12 protein-coding genes are annotated in these 14,648 nt (G+C 74.5%); 2 read left to right on the forward strand and 10 right to left on the reverse strand.

Annotated elements, in window-relative coordinates:
• Positions 1-23: 23 nt before the first annotated feature.
• From ND486_RS06600 to ND486_RS06645, 10 genes are all read right to left on the reverse strand, one after another.
• A complete protein-coding gene (locus tag ND486_RS06600; protein WP_208818730.1) occupies positions 24-1,781 on the reverse strand; it encodes a cation acetate symporter in 1,758 nt (585 codons plus the stop codon).
• A complete protein-coding gene (locus tag ND486_RS06605) occupies positions 1,778-4,258 on the reverse strand; it encodes a hypothetical protein (protein WP_251783268.1) in 2,481 nt (826 codons plus the stop codon). Before ND486_RS06605 ends, ND486_RS06600 begins: the two co-directional genes overlap by 4 nt.
• Positions 4,255-5,103, reverse strand: a complete 849-nt coding sequence (locus tag ND486_RS06610) for a LytTR family DNA-binding domain-containing protein (protein WP_208820466.1) — start codon at positions 5,101-5,103, stop codon at positions 4,255-4,257. The genes ND486_RS06605 and ND486_RS06610 overlap by 4 nt, the downstream gene beginning before the upstream one ends.
• 171 nt (positions 5,104-5,274) lie before the next feature.
• Positions 5,275-6,162 carry a S49 family peptidase gene (locus tag ND486_RS06615; RefSeq protein ID WP_251783269.1) on the reverse strand — a complete coding sequence of 296 codons (888 nt, stop codon included), beginning with the start codon at positions 6,160-6,162 and terminating at the stop codon, positions 5,275-5,277.
• Positions 6,163-6,285: 123 nt separating this feature from the next.
• A complete protein-coding gene (locus ND486_RS06620) occupies positions 6,286-7,497 on the reverse strand; it encodes a sensor histidine kinase (RefSeq protein ID WP_251783270.1) in 1,212 nt (403 codons plus the stop codon).
• A 32-nt stretch (positions 7,498-7,529) separates the two neighbouring features.
• Entirely contained in the window at positions 7,530-8,408 is an 879-nt protein-coding gene (locus tag ND486_RS06625; protein ID WP_224401014.1) for a DNA-formamidopyrimidine glycosylase family protein, read from the reverse strand.
• Between the two features lie 8 nt (positions 8,409-8,416).
• The gene (locus tag ND486_RS06630) at positions 8,417-8,857 is read right to left on the reverse strand and encodes a hypothetical protein (RefSeq protein WP_073573757.1); all 441 of its coding nucleotides are present in this window, start codon (positions 8,855-8,857) and stop codon (positions 8,417-8,419) included.
• Positions 8,858-9,048: 191 nt separating this feature from the next.
• A complete protein-coding gene (locus ND486_RS29605; protein ID WP_251783271.1) occupies positions 9,049-9,603 on the reverse strand; it encodes a cupin domain-containing protein in 555 nt (184 codons plus the stop codon).
• A 53-nt stretch (positions 9,604-9,656) separates the two neighbouring features.
• Entirely contained in the window at positions 9,657-10,904 is a 1,248-nt protein-coding gene (locus tag ND486_RS06640; protein WP_251783272.1) for a cytochrome P450, read from the reverse strand.
• The gene (locus ND486_RS06645; RefSeq protein ID WP_226354515.1) at positions 10,901-11,182 is read right to left on the reverse strand and encodes a DUF4326 domain-containing protein; all 282 of its coding nucleotides are present in this window, start codon (positions 11,180-11,182) and stop codon (positions 10,901-10,903) included. The genes ND486_RS06640 and ND486_RS06645 overlap by 4 nt, the downstream gene beginning before the upstream one ends.
• Positions 11,183-11,306: 124 nt before the next feature.
• Between ND486_RS06645 and ND486_RS06650 the strand changes: the two genes are divergently transcribed.
• Positions 11,307-11,792 (forward strand): MarR family winged helix-turn-helix transcriptional regulator, encoded by a 486-nt coding sequence (locus tag ND486_RS06650; RefSeq protein WP_178376572.1) that lies wholly within the window; start codon positions 11,307-11,309, stop codon positions 11,790-11,792.
• 2 nt (positions 11,793-11,794) lie between these two features.
• The gene (locus tag ND486_RS06655) at positions 11,795-14,608 is read left to right on the forward strand and encodes an MFS transporter (protein ID WP_251783273.1); all 2,814 of its coding nucleotides are present in this window, start codon (positions 11,795-11,797) and stop codon (positions 14,606-14,608) included.
• Positions 14,609-14,648 lie beyond the last annotated feature (40 nt).

Here is a 14,648-nt window from a genome sequence, read left to right on the forward strand (position 1 = left end):
TAGATCCGTTCGGGGGAGACCCGTCAGGCTCTGTCGTCCAATCGGTCCCGCATGAGACCCAGTCGTTCGGGTGCGTGCAGGCGCAGCAGCACCTGGCCGGCGTCGGCGGGGCGGCGCGCGCGGGTGAACCTGGAGACCAGCGCCATCGTCGCGAACGCCAGCGGCACGCTGACGATCGCCGGCCGGTACAGCAGGACCCCGATCCAGCCGGCCGACGGGCCGAGCCCGGAGACGTCGGCGCCGGCCAGCGCGGCGACGACCGCCCCGGCCGACACCACCCCGCCGACGACGACCCCGGCGATCGCGCCGACGTCGGTCAGCCCGCGCCACCAGATGCCCAGCACCAGCAGCGGGCAGAACGTGGACGCGGCGACGGCGAACACGAGCGCGACGGCCTCGGCGAAGTTCAGGCCGGTCGGCACGAGCGCGACGACGGTCGGCGGCACCCCGGCGAGCACCGTCGCCAGCGGGAAGCGCCGGGTCATCCGGCCGTGGCGGGGCAGCACGTCGGTGGAGACGACGCTGGCCAGGCTGACCAGCAGGCCCGACGCCGTCGACAGGAACGCGGCCCACGCCCCCGCCGCGACGAGGCCGCCCACCAGCGCACCGAGCAGCCCGCTGCCCAGGATCGCGGTCGGGAGCAGCAGCACCGCGGCGTCGGTGCGGCCGGTGACCAGCAGCTGCGGGGTGTAGACCCGCGACAGCACGCCGAGCAGGGTCACCAGCACGTAGAAGCCGCCCAGCATCGCCAGGACGAGCACGGCGCTGCGCCGGGCCGCCCGGCCGTCGGAGTTGGTGTAGAAGCGGCCGAGCACGTGCGGCAGGCCCATGGTCCCGAGGAACGTGGCGAGGATCAGCGAGTAGGTCGCGAGCAGCTGGTGCTGCTCGGAGCCGGTGAACGGGCGCAGCCAGCTCTCGTCGTCGGTGGGGGCGCCGCGGGTGACCGGTACCGGGTCGCCCGCCGCGAAGCGCAGCTCGGTCCCGGCGGTGACCTCGTGGGTGGACCCGGCGACCCAGCGCAGCGGACCGTCGACGGCCTGCCCGTCGACGGTGCCGCGGGCGACGACGTCGACGGCCAGCCGCGCCTCCAGCGTCACCGGTGTGGCGACCGAGACGGTCGTGGGCTCGCGGAACTCCGGCGGCTCGTCGCGGGCGAAGGTGTGGCCGTCGCCGAGCCACACGGCCAGGCCGATCACGGCGGGCACGGCGAGCGCGGTCAGCTTGAACCAGTACTGGAACGCCTGCACGAACGTCACCGACCGCATCCCGCCGAGCGCGACGGTGGCGACCACGATCACCCCGGCCGCTCCGGAGCCGATCCAGTCGGGCAGACCGGTGACGATGCCGACGGTCAGCCCGGCGCCCTGCAGCTGCGGCAGCAGGTAGAGCCAGCAGATGACGATGACGACGGCCGCGCACACCTTGCGCAGCATCGGCGAGGCGAGCCGGGCGTCGGCGAAGTCGGGGACGGTGTAGGCGCCCGACCGGCGCAGCGGCGCGGCGACGAACAGCAGCAGGAACAGGTAGCCGGCGGTGTAGCCGACGGCGTACCAGAGCGCGTCGACGCCCTGGACGAGGATCAGCCCCGCGATGCCGAGGAACGACGCCGCGGACAGGTACTCGCCGGAGATCGCGCCGGCGTTGAGCCGTGACGGGACCGACCGGGACGCGACGAGGAAGTCCGAGGTCAGCCGGGTCCGGTGGGCGACGGAGCCGATCACGGCGGACGCGACCGCCACCAGGACGATCGCGACCAGCGACAGGATCGCGGTCAGGCTCATCGATCGGCCACGTCGTCGGCGAAGTCCTGTTCCGCCGCCTCCGCGGAGCTCACGTACCACCAGCCCAGGCCGAGCAGGAACGGGTAGACGAGCACGCCGAGCAGCAGCCAGGGCAGCCGGATGCCGAGCACCTCGACCTGACCGATCACCGGGACCGCGATGAACAGCGCGGGCAGCACGCCCAGCCCGATCAGCGCGACGACGCTGACCCGCAGCGCGAGCAGCAGCTGGGTGCGGACCAGCGAGTTGCGCAGCAGGGTGCCGACGGCGCCGGGGTCCTGCACGTCGGACAGCCCGCGCGAGGACTGCGCGGTCGAGCGGCGTTCGGAGAGCACGACGCGGACGCGCCCGGCGCCGGGCCCCTCGCCGTCGGCGTCGTCGAGCTCCTCGACGGCCGCGGGCGGGTCGGTCGGCTCGGCGGAGAACGGGCGCGGGCGGGCCCCGGTGTAGGGCGCCGCGGCGGCCGGGGCGAACGGCTCCGGCGCGGGCTCGACCGAGGGTTCGGGAGCCGGGGCGACGACGTCGACCTCGGGGGCGCGCCAGATGACCTCGGTGCGTTCGAGGGGGCCGCCGCGCAGCTCGTCGAGCTCCTCGTCGAGCTCGTCCTCGTCGGGGAGGTCGTCGTCGGCACGGTCGGCGGCCTCGACGCCGAGGCGGTCGTCGGGGTCCGCGGGGCGGTACGGCGCCGGTGCGACGGGGCCGCGGCGTCCCGCCGCGGACCAGCGGGTGGGGACCGGACGGGTCTCGGGGGACTCCTCGGGACGCGGCCGCTCGGCCGGTGCGACGACGGTCGTGTCCGCGGTCCCGGTCCGGGGCGGGATCCCGGCGCCGTCCGTGCCGTGGGTGTCGGCCGTGTCCGGGCGGCGGGCCGTGTCGGTGCCGGCCGCGCTGTCCGCGGCGCCTGCCGTGCCGGTCGCGCCCGCGGTCCCGGGGGCGCCGGTCGTGTCGGTGGTGCCCGCCAGGAGCGCGCTGCGGTCGGGGGACCAGGTGTTCGACCAGGAGGTCGCGCCCGGGACGCGCTGGGGCAGGCCGGAGCCGCCGCTCGAGGGGGGCCACTGCTTCCCGCTGTCGGCGACGTCCGGGGCCGGGGTCACGCCCGGGGCGGACGGCCAGCCGTCGCCGGGGCGCACACCCTCCGGGGCGTAGGGGTCCGGCACGAGGTTCGCGCGGGTCCGGGCCGGCCGGGAGCGGGTGGGGTGGACCGGCCGGGCGTAGCTCTCACGCGCGTCGGGGTCGTCGGAGTCGCGGGCATCCGGGTCGCGGACGTCGGGGGTGCGGACGCCGTCGCGCGGGACGCCGTCGCGCCGGGTGTCGTCCTGCGGGCGGGGGTCGTCCTGCGTGCGGGGGGCGGCCGGCGCGGGGGCGGTGCGCGACGGCGCGGCGGCCGCAGCGGTCCCGGCCGGGTTCGCGACGCCACGGGCGGCCGCACCGCGGGGCGGGTCGGCCTGGTCGGGATCGGGGGCGGGAGCGTCGTGGTGGTCGGGCTGCCCGCCGTCCCGCGGCCGCGTCCCGCCCGGGTCGACGCGGGCGTGCCGGCCGGTCCCCCCGGCCCGGTCCGCGACGCGACGGGCGATCTCGGCCTGGAGCCAGCCGGCGCCGCTGTCGTCGGCGGGTTCCTCGACCGCACGGCGGGCCCGGCGGGCCGCGCGGCCCCCGGTCGCCGCGGTCGCGTCCCGGTCGCCGGAGCCCGGGTCACCGGGCCCCTGGGCGCCGGGTCCCTGGCTGCCCGGACCCTGGCTGCCCGGTCCGTGGGTGCCGGGCGCCCGGGTGCCGGGGGCAGGGGCGGTGTCACCGGGCGCGGCGCTGTCGGGCGTCGGGCCGCCGGACGTCGGGCCGACCGCGGGTGCAGGCGCGGCCGGAGCAGCACCACCGGTGCGTGCACCGGCCGCCTCGGGTCCCGGTCCCGTACCGGCGGTCGGTTCCGGGCGGGGGCTCGGCCGGGGGCCGGTGCCCGGCACGGAGCCGCCACCGGCGCGGGCGGACCCGGACCGCTCGGGGCCCGATCGCTCGGGACCGGACGCACCGCCGACCGGCCGGGCTGGCGCGGGCCGCCCACGGTCGTCGGGCGCACCGGGCCCCGGCACCGGGCCGTGCGGCAACGCGGCGGCGGGCGCTCCCCCGGTGCCGGGCGCGCCGTAGCCACCGGCCGGCCGCGGGTGCGGACCGGACGCGAACGAGCCACGCGGCTGCGCCGGGATGGCGTTCCCGGACGGCTCCGGCGCGAGGGCGACGCGGCGGTTGCGGTGCTCGAGCGCCGGGTTCCAGGCGTCGAGACCGGCGACGGCGCCGTCGGGGTACGGGCGCGACCGTGCGGGGTCCGGACGCTCCTCGGGCGCGGCGGGGCCCTGGTCCGCCCGGGCCCCGGCGGCCGTCGCGTCGGGCTCGGTGCCGGGCCGGTCGGACCCGTCGAGATCGTCCGCGGCCCGGTCGGACTGCGGACGCACCGACGGCGAGACGCCGCCGGTGGACCTGCTCACCTCTGGCTCCACGCCTGCTTGGTCGCGCGGACGAGGCGGTCCTTCAGTTCACGGGTGTGCCGACGGCTGACCGGCAGCTCCGCGGTCTCCGGGCCGGATCCGATGCGCACGACGTAGCCGGACCCGGCCAGCCGCAGCTCGGTGACCAGCGGCAGCGCCACCAGGAACGAGCGGTGGATGCGCACGAAGCCGGCGTCGCGCCAGCGGTCCTCGAGCACCGACAGCGGGATCCGGACGAGGTGGCTGCCCTCGGTGGTGTGCAGCCGGGCGTAGTCGCCCTGCGCCTCGACGTAGCGCACGGCGGACCGCGGTACCAGCTTGGTGGTGCCGGCCAGCTCGACGGGGATGACCTCGTCGTCGCCGCCGGTCTCCTCACGCACGGTCTCGACCGGCCCGCTGCGACGGGTCGACAGGATCCGGTCGAGCGCGGCGGAGAGGCGCTCGGTGCGCAGCGGCTTGAGGAGGTAGTCGATGGCACCGACGTCGTAGGCGTCGACCGCGCGGTCGTCGTGCGCGGTGACGAAGACGATCGCCGGCTGCACGGCCATGTTCTGCAGCACCCGGGCCAGCTCCAGGCCGTCGAGACCGGGCATGCGGATGTCGAGGAACACGGCGTCGATGTCGGTCTGCTCGGCGACGTCCGCGCCGCCCCCCGCGCCGGCTCCCGCGGCCGCCCCGGCCCGGCGGCCGTTCAGGATGCGCAGGGCCTCGGTGGACTCGCCGGCCTTGAGGACCGTCGCGACGCGCGGGTCCTCGTCGAGCAGGTAGGCCATCTCCTCGAGCGCGGGCTGCTCGTCGTCCACCGCGAGAACGACCAGTCCGCGAGTGGTGTCGTTGCTGTCCACGATCTCCTCATCCTGCTTCCGGGCCTGCGCCGGGAAGCCCATCCGCTCGATGATCGCCCGGCGCCGCGACCATGGTGACGTGCCGACGCGCGTGATGCCAGGGCACGAACCGGATCGGTGACCGTCCGGACACGGGGTGCAGCTCGGCCGTGGTACGCACGGTCACCGGTGTCACAGCCCGTAACGGGCCCACGCCGCCCGCGTCTCGAGGGCGGAGAGCAGCTCGTGCCCGGCCCCGGCGATGCCGCCGGAGAGGCCGGCCTGGGCCGCGGACCCGCCGGCGCCGAGGCGGGCGAGCAGCGGCCTGCGCTGCTCCACCGGGCGCTGCTCGGCGTCGGGGAAACGTTCGGTCAGGACGTCGTGGGCGCTGCCGATGCCGTCCACCAGGCCCAGCTCGCGGGCCCGCTCACCCAGCCACACCTCGCCGTCGAACAGCTCGGTGTCGGTCGCGAGCCGGTCGCCACGCCGCTCACGCACCCATCCGGTGAACCGGTCGTGCAGCTGTTCCTGCAGGCCGGTGAGCCAGGCGACGTCCTCGGACCGCTCGGGCAGGAACGGGTCCAGCCGCGACTTCGACCCGCCCGCGGTGTGCAGCCGCCGGGAGACACCCCATCGCTCGATCAGGCGGTCGAGCCCGAACCCGGCGCTGATCACGCCGATCGAGCCGACGATCGAGGTGGAGCAGGCGTAGATCTCGTCGGCGGCACAGGCCAGCCAGTAGCCACCGGACGCGGCGACATCCTCGCAGAACGCGAGCACCGGCACGTCCTTCTCCGCCGCCAGCGAGCGGATGCGGTCCCCGATCAGCTGGGACTGGGTCGGCGAGCCGCCCGGGGAGTTGATCACCAGCGCGACGGCGGCGAGCCGCTCGGGCGCGAACGCCCGTTCCAGCACCTTCTCCATCGACGAGATGCTCAGCACCTGCCGCGGTACCGGCGCGGCCTGAGCGCTGATGACGCCCTGCATCCGCACGACCGACACCACCGGAGGGCCGACCGACTCACCCAGCCTTCCGGGCAGACGGGAGGTCACCGCCGCGGGAATACGCAGGACGTCCATGCCGTCCCACCGTACGCGCGAGCACAGGGTGACGTGGTGTGACCGGATCGGCACAGCTCGCGACCACTAGATTCACCCGTACGGCCCAGCCGATCGCCGGAGGGTCCCACGGATGCCCGCCGGTCAGGCCCGGATGCCCGCCCGGAACTTCGGCACCCGCAGCGTGATCTTCATACCGGCGCCGATGTTGGTGTCGACGACGAGGCCGAAGTTGTCGCCGAAGGCCGAGCGCATGCGGTCGTCGACGTTGCCGAGGCCGACGTGCGCGCCGGAGAGGTGGGCGTCGTCGAGGTCCTCGTTGAGCCGGGCCGGGTCCATGCCGACGCCGTCGTCCTCGACGACGATCACGCACTCCGACCCGGCGTTCTCCGCCCGGATGGTGACGGTGCCGCCGTTGGGTTTGCCGGACAACCCGTGCCGGACCGCGTTCTCCACCAGCGGCTGCAGCGCGAGGAAGGGCAGGACGACGTTCTGCACCTCCTGGTCGATCTGGAGCTTGATGTTGAGCCGGTTCCCGAAGCGGGCCTTCTCCAGCCGGACGTAGCGCTCGATGTTGTTCAGCTCGTCGAGCAGCGTCGTGTACTCGCCGGCCGAGCGGAACGAGTACCGGGTGAAGTCGGCGAATTCGATCAGCAGCTCACGGGCCCGCGCCGGGTCGGTGCGGATGAACGAGGCGATCGTGGTCAGTGCGTTGTAGACGAAGTGCGGGGAGATCTGGGCACGCAGGGCGCGGACCTCGGCGCGGTTGAGCCGGGCCCGGGAGTCGTCGAGCTCGGCGAGCTCCAGCTGGCTGGAGACGTAGCGCGCGACCTCACCGGTGGCCCGCAGCACCGGCGGGCCCGCCGTCGACGGGGTCAGCGCGGCGAGCGTGCCGATGATGTTCCCGTCGCTCTCCAGCGGGACGACGACGATCCCCCGCACCTCGCAGCCGGGCTGGTTGCACTTGATGGAGGTGTGGCTCATCAGCTCCATCCGGCCGGTCCGGACGACCGTGTCGGCGAGCGTCTGCACGTCCTGCTGGTGCTGGTCGGCGGTGCCGTCCCAGCCCAGGACCGTCCCGCGGGAGTCGGTCATCGCCATCGCCGTGGTCTCCAGCAGCTGGCGCAGGTACGGCAGCGCCTGCGACGCCGAGCGCGACGACAGCCCCTCGCGCAGCACCGGCGCGGCCAGCGCGATCGTGTGCAGCGCGGAGAACGTGGCCTTGGCCAGCGGCGAGACCATCGTGTTGCGCCGGTTGCGCTGCCACAGGAAGAAGAACACCGCGACCACGCCGACGACGACCGCCACCACGAGCAGCAGCGCCATGGACGGGGTGAGCGTGGTGGATCCGTCCACGACTGCGAGCACCCCCGTTCCCGCGCCCGCCACTAGCGCACCAACCGGGACAGGCGGCGGTCGGCGAGCGGTTTCCCCCCGGTCTGGCAGGTCGGACAGTACTGGAACGATCTCTCCGCGAACGACACCTCGCGCACGGTGTCGCCGCAGACCGGGCAGGGCAGCCCGGTGCGGGCGTGCACCCGCAGCCCGGAACGCTTCTCCCCCTTGAGCTCCGCGGCGCCCTGGCCGACCGAGCGGGCCACCGCGTCGGACAGCACGGCGTGCAGCGACTCGAACAGGGTGTCCCGGGCCGCGGCGTCGAGCCGGGACGCCGTGGCGTAGGGCGACAGGCGCGCGGTGTGCAGGATCTCGTCGGAGTAGGCGTTGCCGATGCCGGCGAGCGTGGACTGGTCGGCCAGCAGCGTCTTGAGTCTGCGGTTGTCGCCGTCGAGCAGCTCGTCGAGACCGGCCCGGCCCAGCTCCAGCGCGTCCGGACCCAGCTTCGCGATGCCCGGGACCTGCGCCGGGTCGTCCACCAGGTACACGGCGAGCCGCTTCTGGGTGCCCTGCTCGGTGAGGTCGAAGCCCGGCCCGCCGACCTGGTCGAGGTGCACCCGCAGCTGCAACGGGCCGCGGCCCGGCTTGGGCGGGGTGACGCCCGCGGTGGTGTGCCAGCGCAGCCAGCCGGCCCGGGACAGGTGCGTGACCAGGTGCAGCGGGCCGGAGTCGGGGCGGTCGTCGAAGTCGACCGACAGGAACTTCCCGAACCGCGACGCCCCGGTCACCACCCGGCCCACCAGCGCCGACACCGGTGGGTCGAACGTCTTCAGTGCGCTCATCGAGGCCAGGTCCACCCGGGCCACCGGGCGGTACACGGCGTGCTCACGCAGGTGGTGGGCCAGGGCCTCCACCTCGGGCAGTTCGGGCACCGCGACTCCTAGTTGATCGGCTGCAGCGGGCTGTCCGCGTGGCCGGGCGTCGAGCGGTTCTTGAGGCTGCGCACGACCACCTTGGTCTCCTCGCGTGCGGTGGCGAGCCCGCGCACCATGCCCGTCCACTTCTCCGGGGGCAGGTCGTAGCCGCCCTGGGTCTTCGCGGTGATCGTGAACGGCCTGCGCAGCAGCCAGCGGAACGGGAAGAAACCCAGTCCGACGATGACGACGAGCCAGTAGAACCAGGGGAAGACCACTCCGCCGGGCACCCAGACGACGAGGACCAGCCAGAAGAACACCAGCGTGCCGAGGATCAGCACGACCGCGCCGTTACCCGCGTCGACGTCGTGCTCGAACTCGTCACCGACCGCCGGCGTGGTCCACTCGATCCGCCGGCTCACCTGCCATTCGCGGTAGTCCGCCGCGATGACCGTCTTCGTCGTCAAGGTGTCCGCTCCCCTGCCCCGGTACCGCCCACGATGTTCCCACAGGCCACCGACAGATCCGAGACCTCACGCGCCCGCCGCCGCGTCGCGATCCCCCGTCCCCCACGAACGGGCCGCCCGTACGAACCTTTCGTGCGAACGGCCCGCTCGGACGGACACGAGAGCCGGCCCGGGGAGGGCGCTGCGGTGGGTCAGCAGGCGGGCTCGGCGGGCTCGCGTTCCGGGGCGCCGGGGGCCAGCAGCTCCGAGCGGGTCAGCACGACCGGGTCCGGGCCGTCGTTGCGCAGCTCGTTGGGCCTGCCGTCCTCCAGGAAGAACGCCTCCCCCGGGCCGAACGGGCGCGGCTCGCAGGAGTCGGCGCGCTGCACGGTCACCGTGCCGGACCGCACGACGGTGATCACCGTGCCGGGGTGGCGGACCCAGCCGCTCGCCTGGCCCGGCTGCAGCACCTCGGTGCGCACGAGCAGCTCGGCGGGGCCGGGCGTGGAGATGTCGACGGGGCGGTCGAGGCGCCCCACCGCGTCGGAACCCGCCTGGGCCGCGGTCGCGCCGGGAACCTCGGAGCCACCGGCCGCGGATGTGGTCGGCGCCGCGGACCGGTCGGCCGGGAGGATCTCGACGGTCGTCCCGTCGGAGGGTGCGGCGTCGGACTCGTGGCCGAGCTGCCCCGGCTGGGCACACCCCGCGAGCAGGGCGGCGGTCGCGACCAGCAGGGCCGGTCCGAGAAGGTGACGGGCGAGCGGCACGGGCGGTGTCCCTCCGGGCGCGATGCGTGATCGCACCGCACGCTAGTGGCCGATCACCACGCGAGCGGCAGCCGGGTCGTCCCGTTGATGAAGTTGGAGGTCAGGCGGCGCACCTCCCCGTCGAGCCGGGCCGGCGGCAGGCGCAGGAACGCGGTGAGGAAGGCCCGCATCTGCATCCGGGCGAAGTGCGCGCCCAGGCACAGGTGCGGCCCCTGCCCGAACGCCAGGTGCTCGTTCGGGGAGCGGGTGATGTCGAAGGTGTCCGGGTCGGCGAAGCGGCGCTCGTCGCGGTGCGCCGAGCAGTGGTAGACGACGACCTTGTCCCCCGCCGCGATCTCCGCCCCGTTCAGGACGTGGTCACGGGTGGCGGTCCGGCGGAACGTCAGCACCGGCGGGTGCCAGCGCAGGATCTCCTCGATCGCCGACGGCAGCAGCCCCGGTTCCGCGCGCAGGCGGGCGTAGGCGTCGGGGTGCCCGACGAGCGCGAGCACCCCGCCCGGCAACGCGCTGCGCACCGTGTCGTTGCCCGCGATGACCAGCAGGAAGAAGAACATGTGCAGCTCGGGTCCGGTGAGTGCGCGACCGTCGACCTCGGCGTGCACCAGTGCGGTCATGACGTCGTCGCCGGGCTCGGCGCGCTTGCGCTCGGCGAGGGCGTCGGCGTAGCCGAACATGTCGGCCAGCGCGGCCGGGGAGCGCGGGTTCACCGGTGGACCCTCGGCCGCGTGGTCCGGGTCCTGGTAGCCGATCACCCGGTTCGTCCAGTGCAGCAGCATCGGGCGGTCCTCGACCGGCACGCCGAGCAGGTCGGACAGGTTCTGCAGCGGGAACTCGTCGGTGACCCGCCCGACGAGCTCGCAGCTGCCGTCGTCGCGCACGGCGTCCAGGAGCGCGTCGGCGCGGCGCTGCACCGCGGCGGCGAACCCCTCCAGCCGGCGACGCGTGAACGCCCCGGTGACCAGCGTCCGCAGCCGGACCTGCTCCGGCGGGTCCATGTTGAGCACCATCCGGCGCAGGAACGGCAGGTCGGCCGGGTCGGGGTCGCGGATCTGCGTCGCCCCGAGCGACGACGAGTAGTCGGCCGGGCTGCGCAGGACGTGCCGCACGTCGTCGTAGCGGGTGACGGCCCAGAACCCGGGTCCGGCCGGCCACGGGCCGACGGCGTGCTCGTCCTGCCAGGAGACGGGCGCCGCGTCGCGCAGCAGCCGCAGCGCATCGTGCGGCACCCCGCGGGCGAACACGCGCGGGTCGAACACATCGGTGTCGATCCCGACCGGGTCGACCCCATCGGGGCGGCTCACCGGTTCGCCACCTCGATCAGCGTGTCCGCGTGGCAGGGCACGTCCTCGGCGCACCAGCAGCACAGGTCCTTGCCTGCTAGCTCGGTCCGGGCCCGTTCGACCAGGTCGGGGCGCTCGTCGAGCAGCCAGCGGCGGTGCGCGGCGATGGCCGGTGCCCGCCCCATCTCGCGCACGTCGAAGGGGTTGCCCCACGGTCCGGGCCGGGTGACGAGCACCGCGCCGTCCGGTTTGCGCCACCCCTTCGTGCGACGCAGCCGGATCCGCTGTGGAGTGCTCACGATCCGCACCGTAATCAGGTGGCGCAGCTCACGGCCAATCGCTTTGCATTGCGCAACGCATCGGCGCACGCTTGCGCGAGTCAACTAGTTGCGTGATACATGCACTACCGAGAGGGGGTCCGCGATGAGCACCGCTCAGGCTGCCACCGCCGAGCCCGCCGACGCCGACCTGGAGCTCGCCGACTCGATCGTCCGGGAGCTGTTCCTGCTGGTCCGCCAGGTGAAGCGGTCAGGTGAACGGCACCGCCCCGAGATGATCGTCGACATGGCCGCGTACCACGTGCTGGCCCATCTCCACTTCGGCGGCCCGCAACGGGCCGGCGAGGTCGCCGCCACCTTCCACTCCGACCCCTCCACGATCAGCCGTCAGGTGTCCGGCCTGGTCAAGGCGGGTCTCATCGAGCGGCGCGCCGACCCCGGCGACGGCCGCGCCTCCCTCCTCGCCGCGACGGACGAGGGCGTCCGCGTGATCGAGACCGAGCGACGTCGTCGCGCGCACGTCATCGCCACCGTGCTGGCCGCGTGGAGCCCCGACGACCGGCAGGCCCTCACCGGCCTGCTCGGCCGCTTCCTCGACGACTACCAGACCTTCGAAGCACAGGAGTCCTGAGAATGTCCACCGCTGCCGCCAGTGCGCAGCGCCCCGCCGCCACCTCCGGCGACGGCGAGCTGACGCACCGGCAGATCCTGACCGTCCTGGGTGGACTGATGCTGGGCATGTTCCTGGCCGCCCTGGACCAGACGGTCGTCTCGACCGCGATCCGCACCATCGCCGACGACCTGTCGGGCCTCAACCTGCAGGCGTGGGCGACGACGGCCTTCCTCATCACCAGCACCATCACCACGCCGCTGTACGGCAAGCTCTCCGACATCTTCGGCCGCAAGCCGCTGTTCATGACCGCGATCACGATCTTCCTGATCGGGTCCGTGGCCTGCACCCTGGCCTGGTCGATGTACTCCCTGGCCGCGTTCCGCGCGCTGCAGGGCCTCGGCGCCGGCGGCCTGATGTCGCTGGCGCTGACGATCCTCGGCGACATCGTCCCGCCGCGTGAGCGTGCCCGCTACCAGGGCTTCTTCCTGGCCGTGTTCGGCACCTCGAGCGTGATCGGCCCGGTCATCGGCGGCCTGCTGTCCGGTGTGGACACCATCGCCGGCATCGACGGGTGGCGCTGGATCTTCCTGGTCAACGTGCCCATCGGGCTCGTCGCGCTGGTCGTCGTCTACCGGGTGCTGAACATCCCGCACGTCCCGCGGCCCGCACGGATCGACTGGCCCGGCGCGCTGGCGCTGGCGCTGTGCCTGGTGCCGCTGCTGATCGTGGCCGAGCAGGGCCGCGAGTGGGGCTGGGGTTCCACCTCGTCGATCGTCTGCTACGTCATCGGTGGTGTCGGCCTGCTGCTGTTCCTGCTGGCCGAGCGTGCCTACGGCGACGCCGCGCTGCTGCCGCTGCGGCTGTTCCGCACCGGCATCTTCTCGCTGTCCGCGGTGCTCAACCTGCTCATCGGTATGGCGATGTTCGGCGGCATCGCGCTGCTGCCGCAGTTCCTGCAGATCGTGCACGGCGCGACGCCCATCGAGGCCGGCTTCATGATGCTGCCGCTGGTCGGCGGGATCATGGTCGCCTCGATCCTCTCCGGCCAGCTGACCTCGCGCACCGGCCGCTACAAGATCTTCCCGGTGATCGGCACCGCGTTCATCACGATCGCGATGGTGCTGCTGTGGCAGACCGTCACGCCGTCGATCCCGATCTGGCAGCTCGACCTGACCATGGCCCTGCTGGGTCTCGGCCTGGGTCTGTGCATGCAGACCCTCGTGCTCGCCGTGCAGAACGCGATGCCCGCCCGCGACATGGGTGTCACCACCTCCTCGGTGACGTTCTTCCGGCAGATGGGCGGCACGCTGGGCACCGCGATCTTCCTGTCGGTGGTGTTCTCCACCGCCGGCGACAAGATCGCCGACGCCATCCGCGCCGCGCTCGGCACGAGCTCCTTCCGGGCCGCGCTGACCGACCCCGCCGTCGCGGCCGACCCGGCCAACGCACAGGTCGTCGGGGCGCTGCAGTCCGGTCAGGCCGGCGGCCTGTCCACCTCGGTGCTGGCCGACTCCTCGTTCCTGCAGCGGATCGACCCGCGGCTGGCCGCACCGTTCCAGGAGGGCTTCACCAGCGCGATGACGCTGGCGTTCCTCATCGCGGCCTGCGTGATCGCGGTGGCCTTCGTCCTGGTGCTGTTCGTCAAGGAGCTGCCGCTGCGCACCATGTCCGGTGCGCAGGCCGCCCGGGCCGAGGCCGCGGGCGAGGGTGCCGCCGCCGCGTCGGTCCCGACCGAGGCGCTCGGGACGGTCGCCCCGGCCCCCGCCCCGGCCGGGCGGGTCGACGGCGGTGGGCGCGGAGCGGACATCGCGCCGCCCACCACGCCGCTGCCCGTCGTCGCCCGGCAGGAGCCGCCGCACCCGGCGCCCCGGCCGAAGCCCCAGTCGCGGCCGCACAACGGCACCGTCGGTGACGCCGCCGCGGCCGCGGGCCTGGACCACCTGCACTCCGCGGGCGGCGACGGCCCGGCCGTCACCGGACGGGTCCAGGGCGGCACCGGCACGCCGGTCACCGGGGCGGTCGTCACCGTCACCCGGCTGTCCGGCGACCAGGTCGGTCGCACCACGACCGACGGCGACGGCCACTACCGCATCGCCGTCGACCAGCCCGGACGCTTCCTGGTGGTGGCGGCCTCGGCGGCGCTGCCGCCGCACGCCGCCACGGTCTCGGTCGGCACCGAGCCGGTCCGCCACGACGTGCGGCTGTCGGTCAGCAGCGGCATCCGCGGCACCGTGCTCGACGCCGCGGGCACCCCGCTGCCCGGGATCACCGTCTCGCTGATCGACCACGGCGGCGACGTCGCCGCGGCCGGCCGGTCCGGTGAGGGCGGCCGCTGGGCGCTCGACGGCGTCCCGGCCGGGCGCTACACGCTCACCGCCGCCGGCGAGGGCGTCGACCCGGTGGCGGTCGGCGTCGAGGTGCCCGGCTCCGGTACGGCGGTCCAGGACCTGCGGCTGCCGCAGCGCTCCCGGCTCACCGGCCGGGTCACCGCGGCGCCCGACGGGCACCCGGTGGCGCACGCACTGGCCACGCTGATCGACGCCGAGGGCGCCGTCGTCGGGTCGCGGCTGTCCGGCCCGGACGGGACCTTCGCGTTCGAGGGCCTGCCCGCGGGCAGCTACACCCTCGCGACCAGCGGCTACGCCCCGGTCGCGACGGTGGTCGCGCTGGAGCCGGGCCGGGTGACCCACTCCGACGTGGAGTTCCCGCTCCCGCTCGACGGGCAGGCGTCCACGAACGGCAACGGGTCCGCGTCGAGCAACGGCAACGGGCTGCAGAACGGCCGGCACGTCCGGGAGGGCGAGCAGGGTCTGCGGGGCGAGGCGCACCGCTGACCCACCCGTCCGTGTTCCACGTGGAACGCCCCGTTCCTCC

This window comes from Pseudonocardia sp. DR1-2 (assembly GCF_023717215.1).
Taxonomy (GTDB): Bacteria; Actinomycetota; Actinomycetes; order Mycobacteriales; family Pseudonocardiaceae; genus Pseudonocardia; species Pseudonocardia alni.

Excerpts from the sequence above, each read along its gene's own strand:
- ND486_RS06615 (WP_251783269.1), bottom strand. The coding sequence starts at position 6,162 with ATGGACGTCCTGCGTATTCCCGCGGCGGTGACCTCCCGTCTGCCCGGA.
- ND486_RS06655 (WP_251783273.1), top strand. The coding sequence starts at position 11,795 with ATGTCCACCGCTGCCGCCAGTGCGCAGCGCCCCGCCGCCACCTCCGGC.
- ND486_RS06600 (WP_208818730.1), bottom strand. The coding sequence starts at position 1,781 with ATGAGCCTGACCGCGATCCTGTCGCTGGTCGCGATCGTCCTGGTGGCG.
- ND486_RS06650 (WP_178376572.1), top strand. The coding sequence starts at position 11,307 with ATGAGCACCGCTCAGGCTGCCACCGCCGAGCCCGCCGACGCCGACCTG.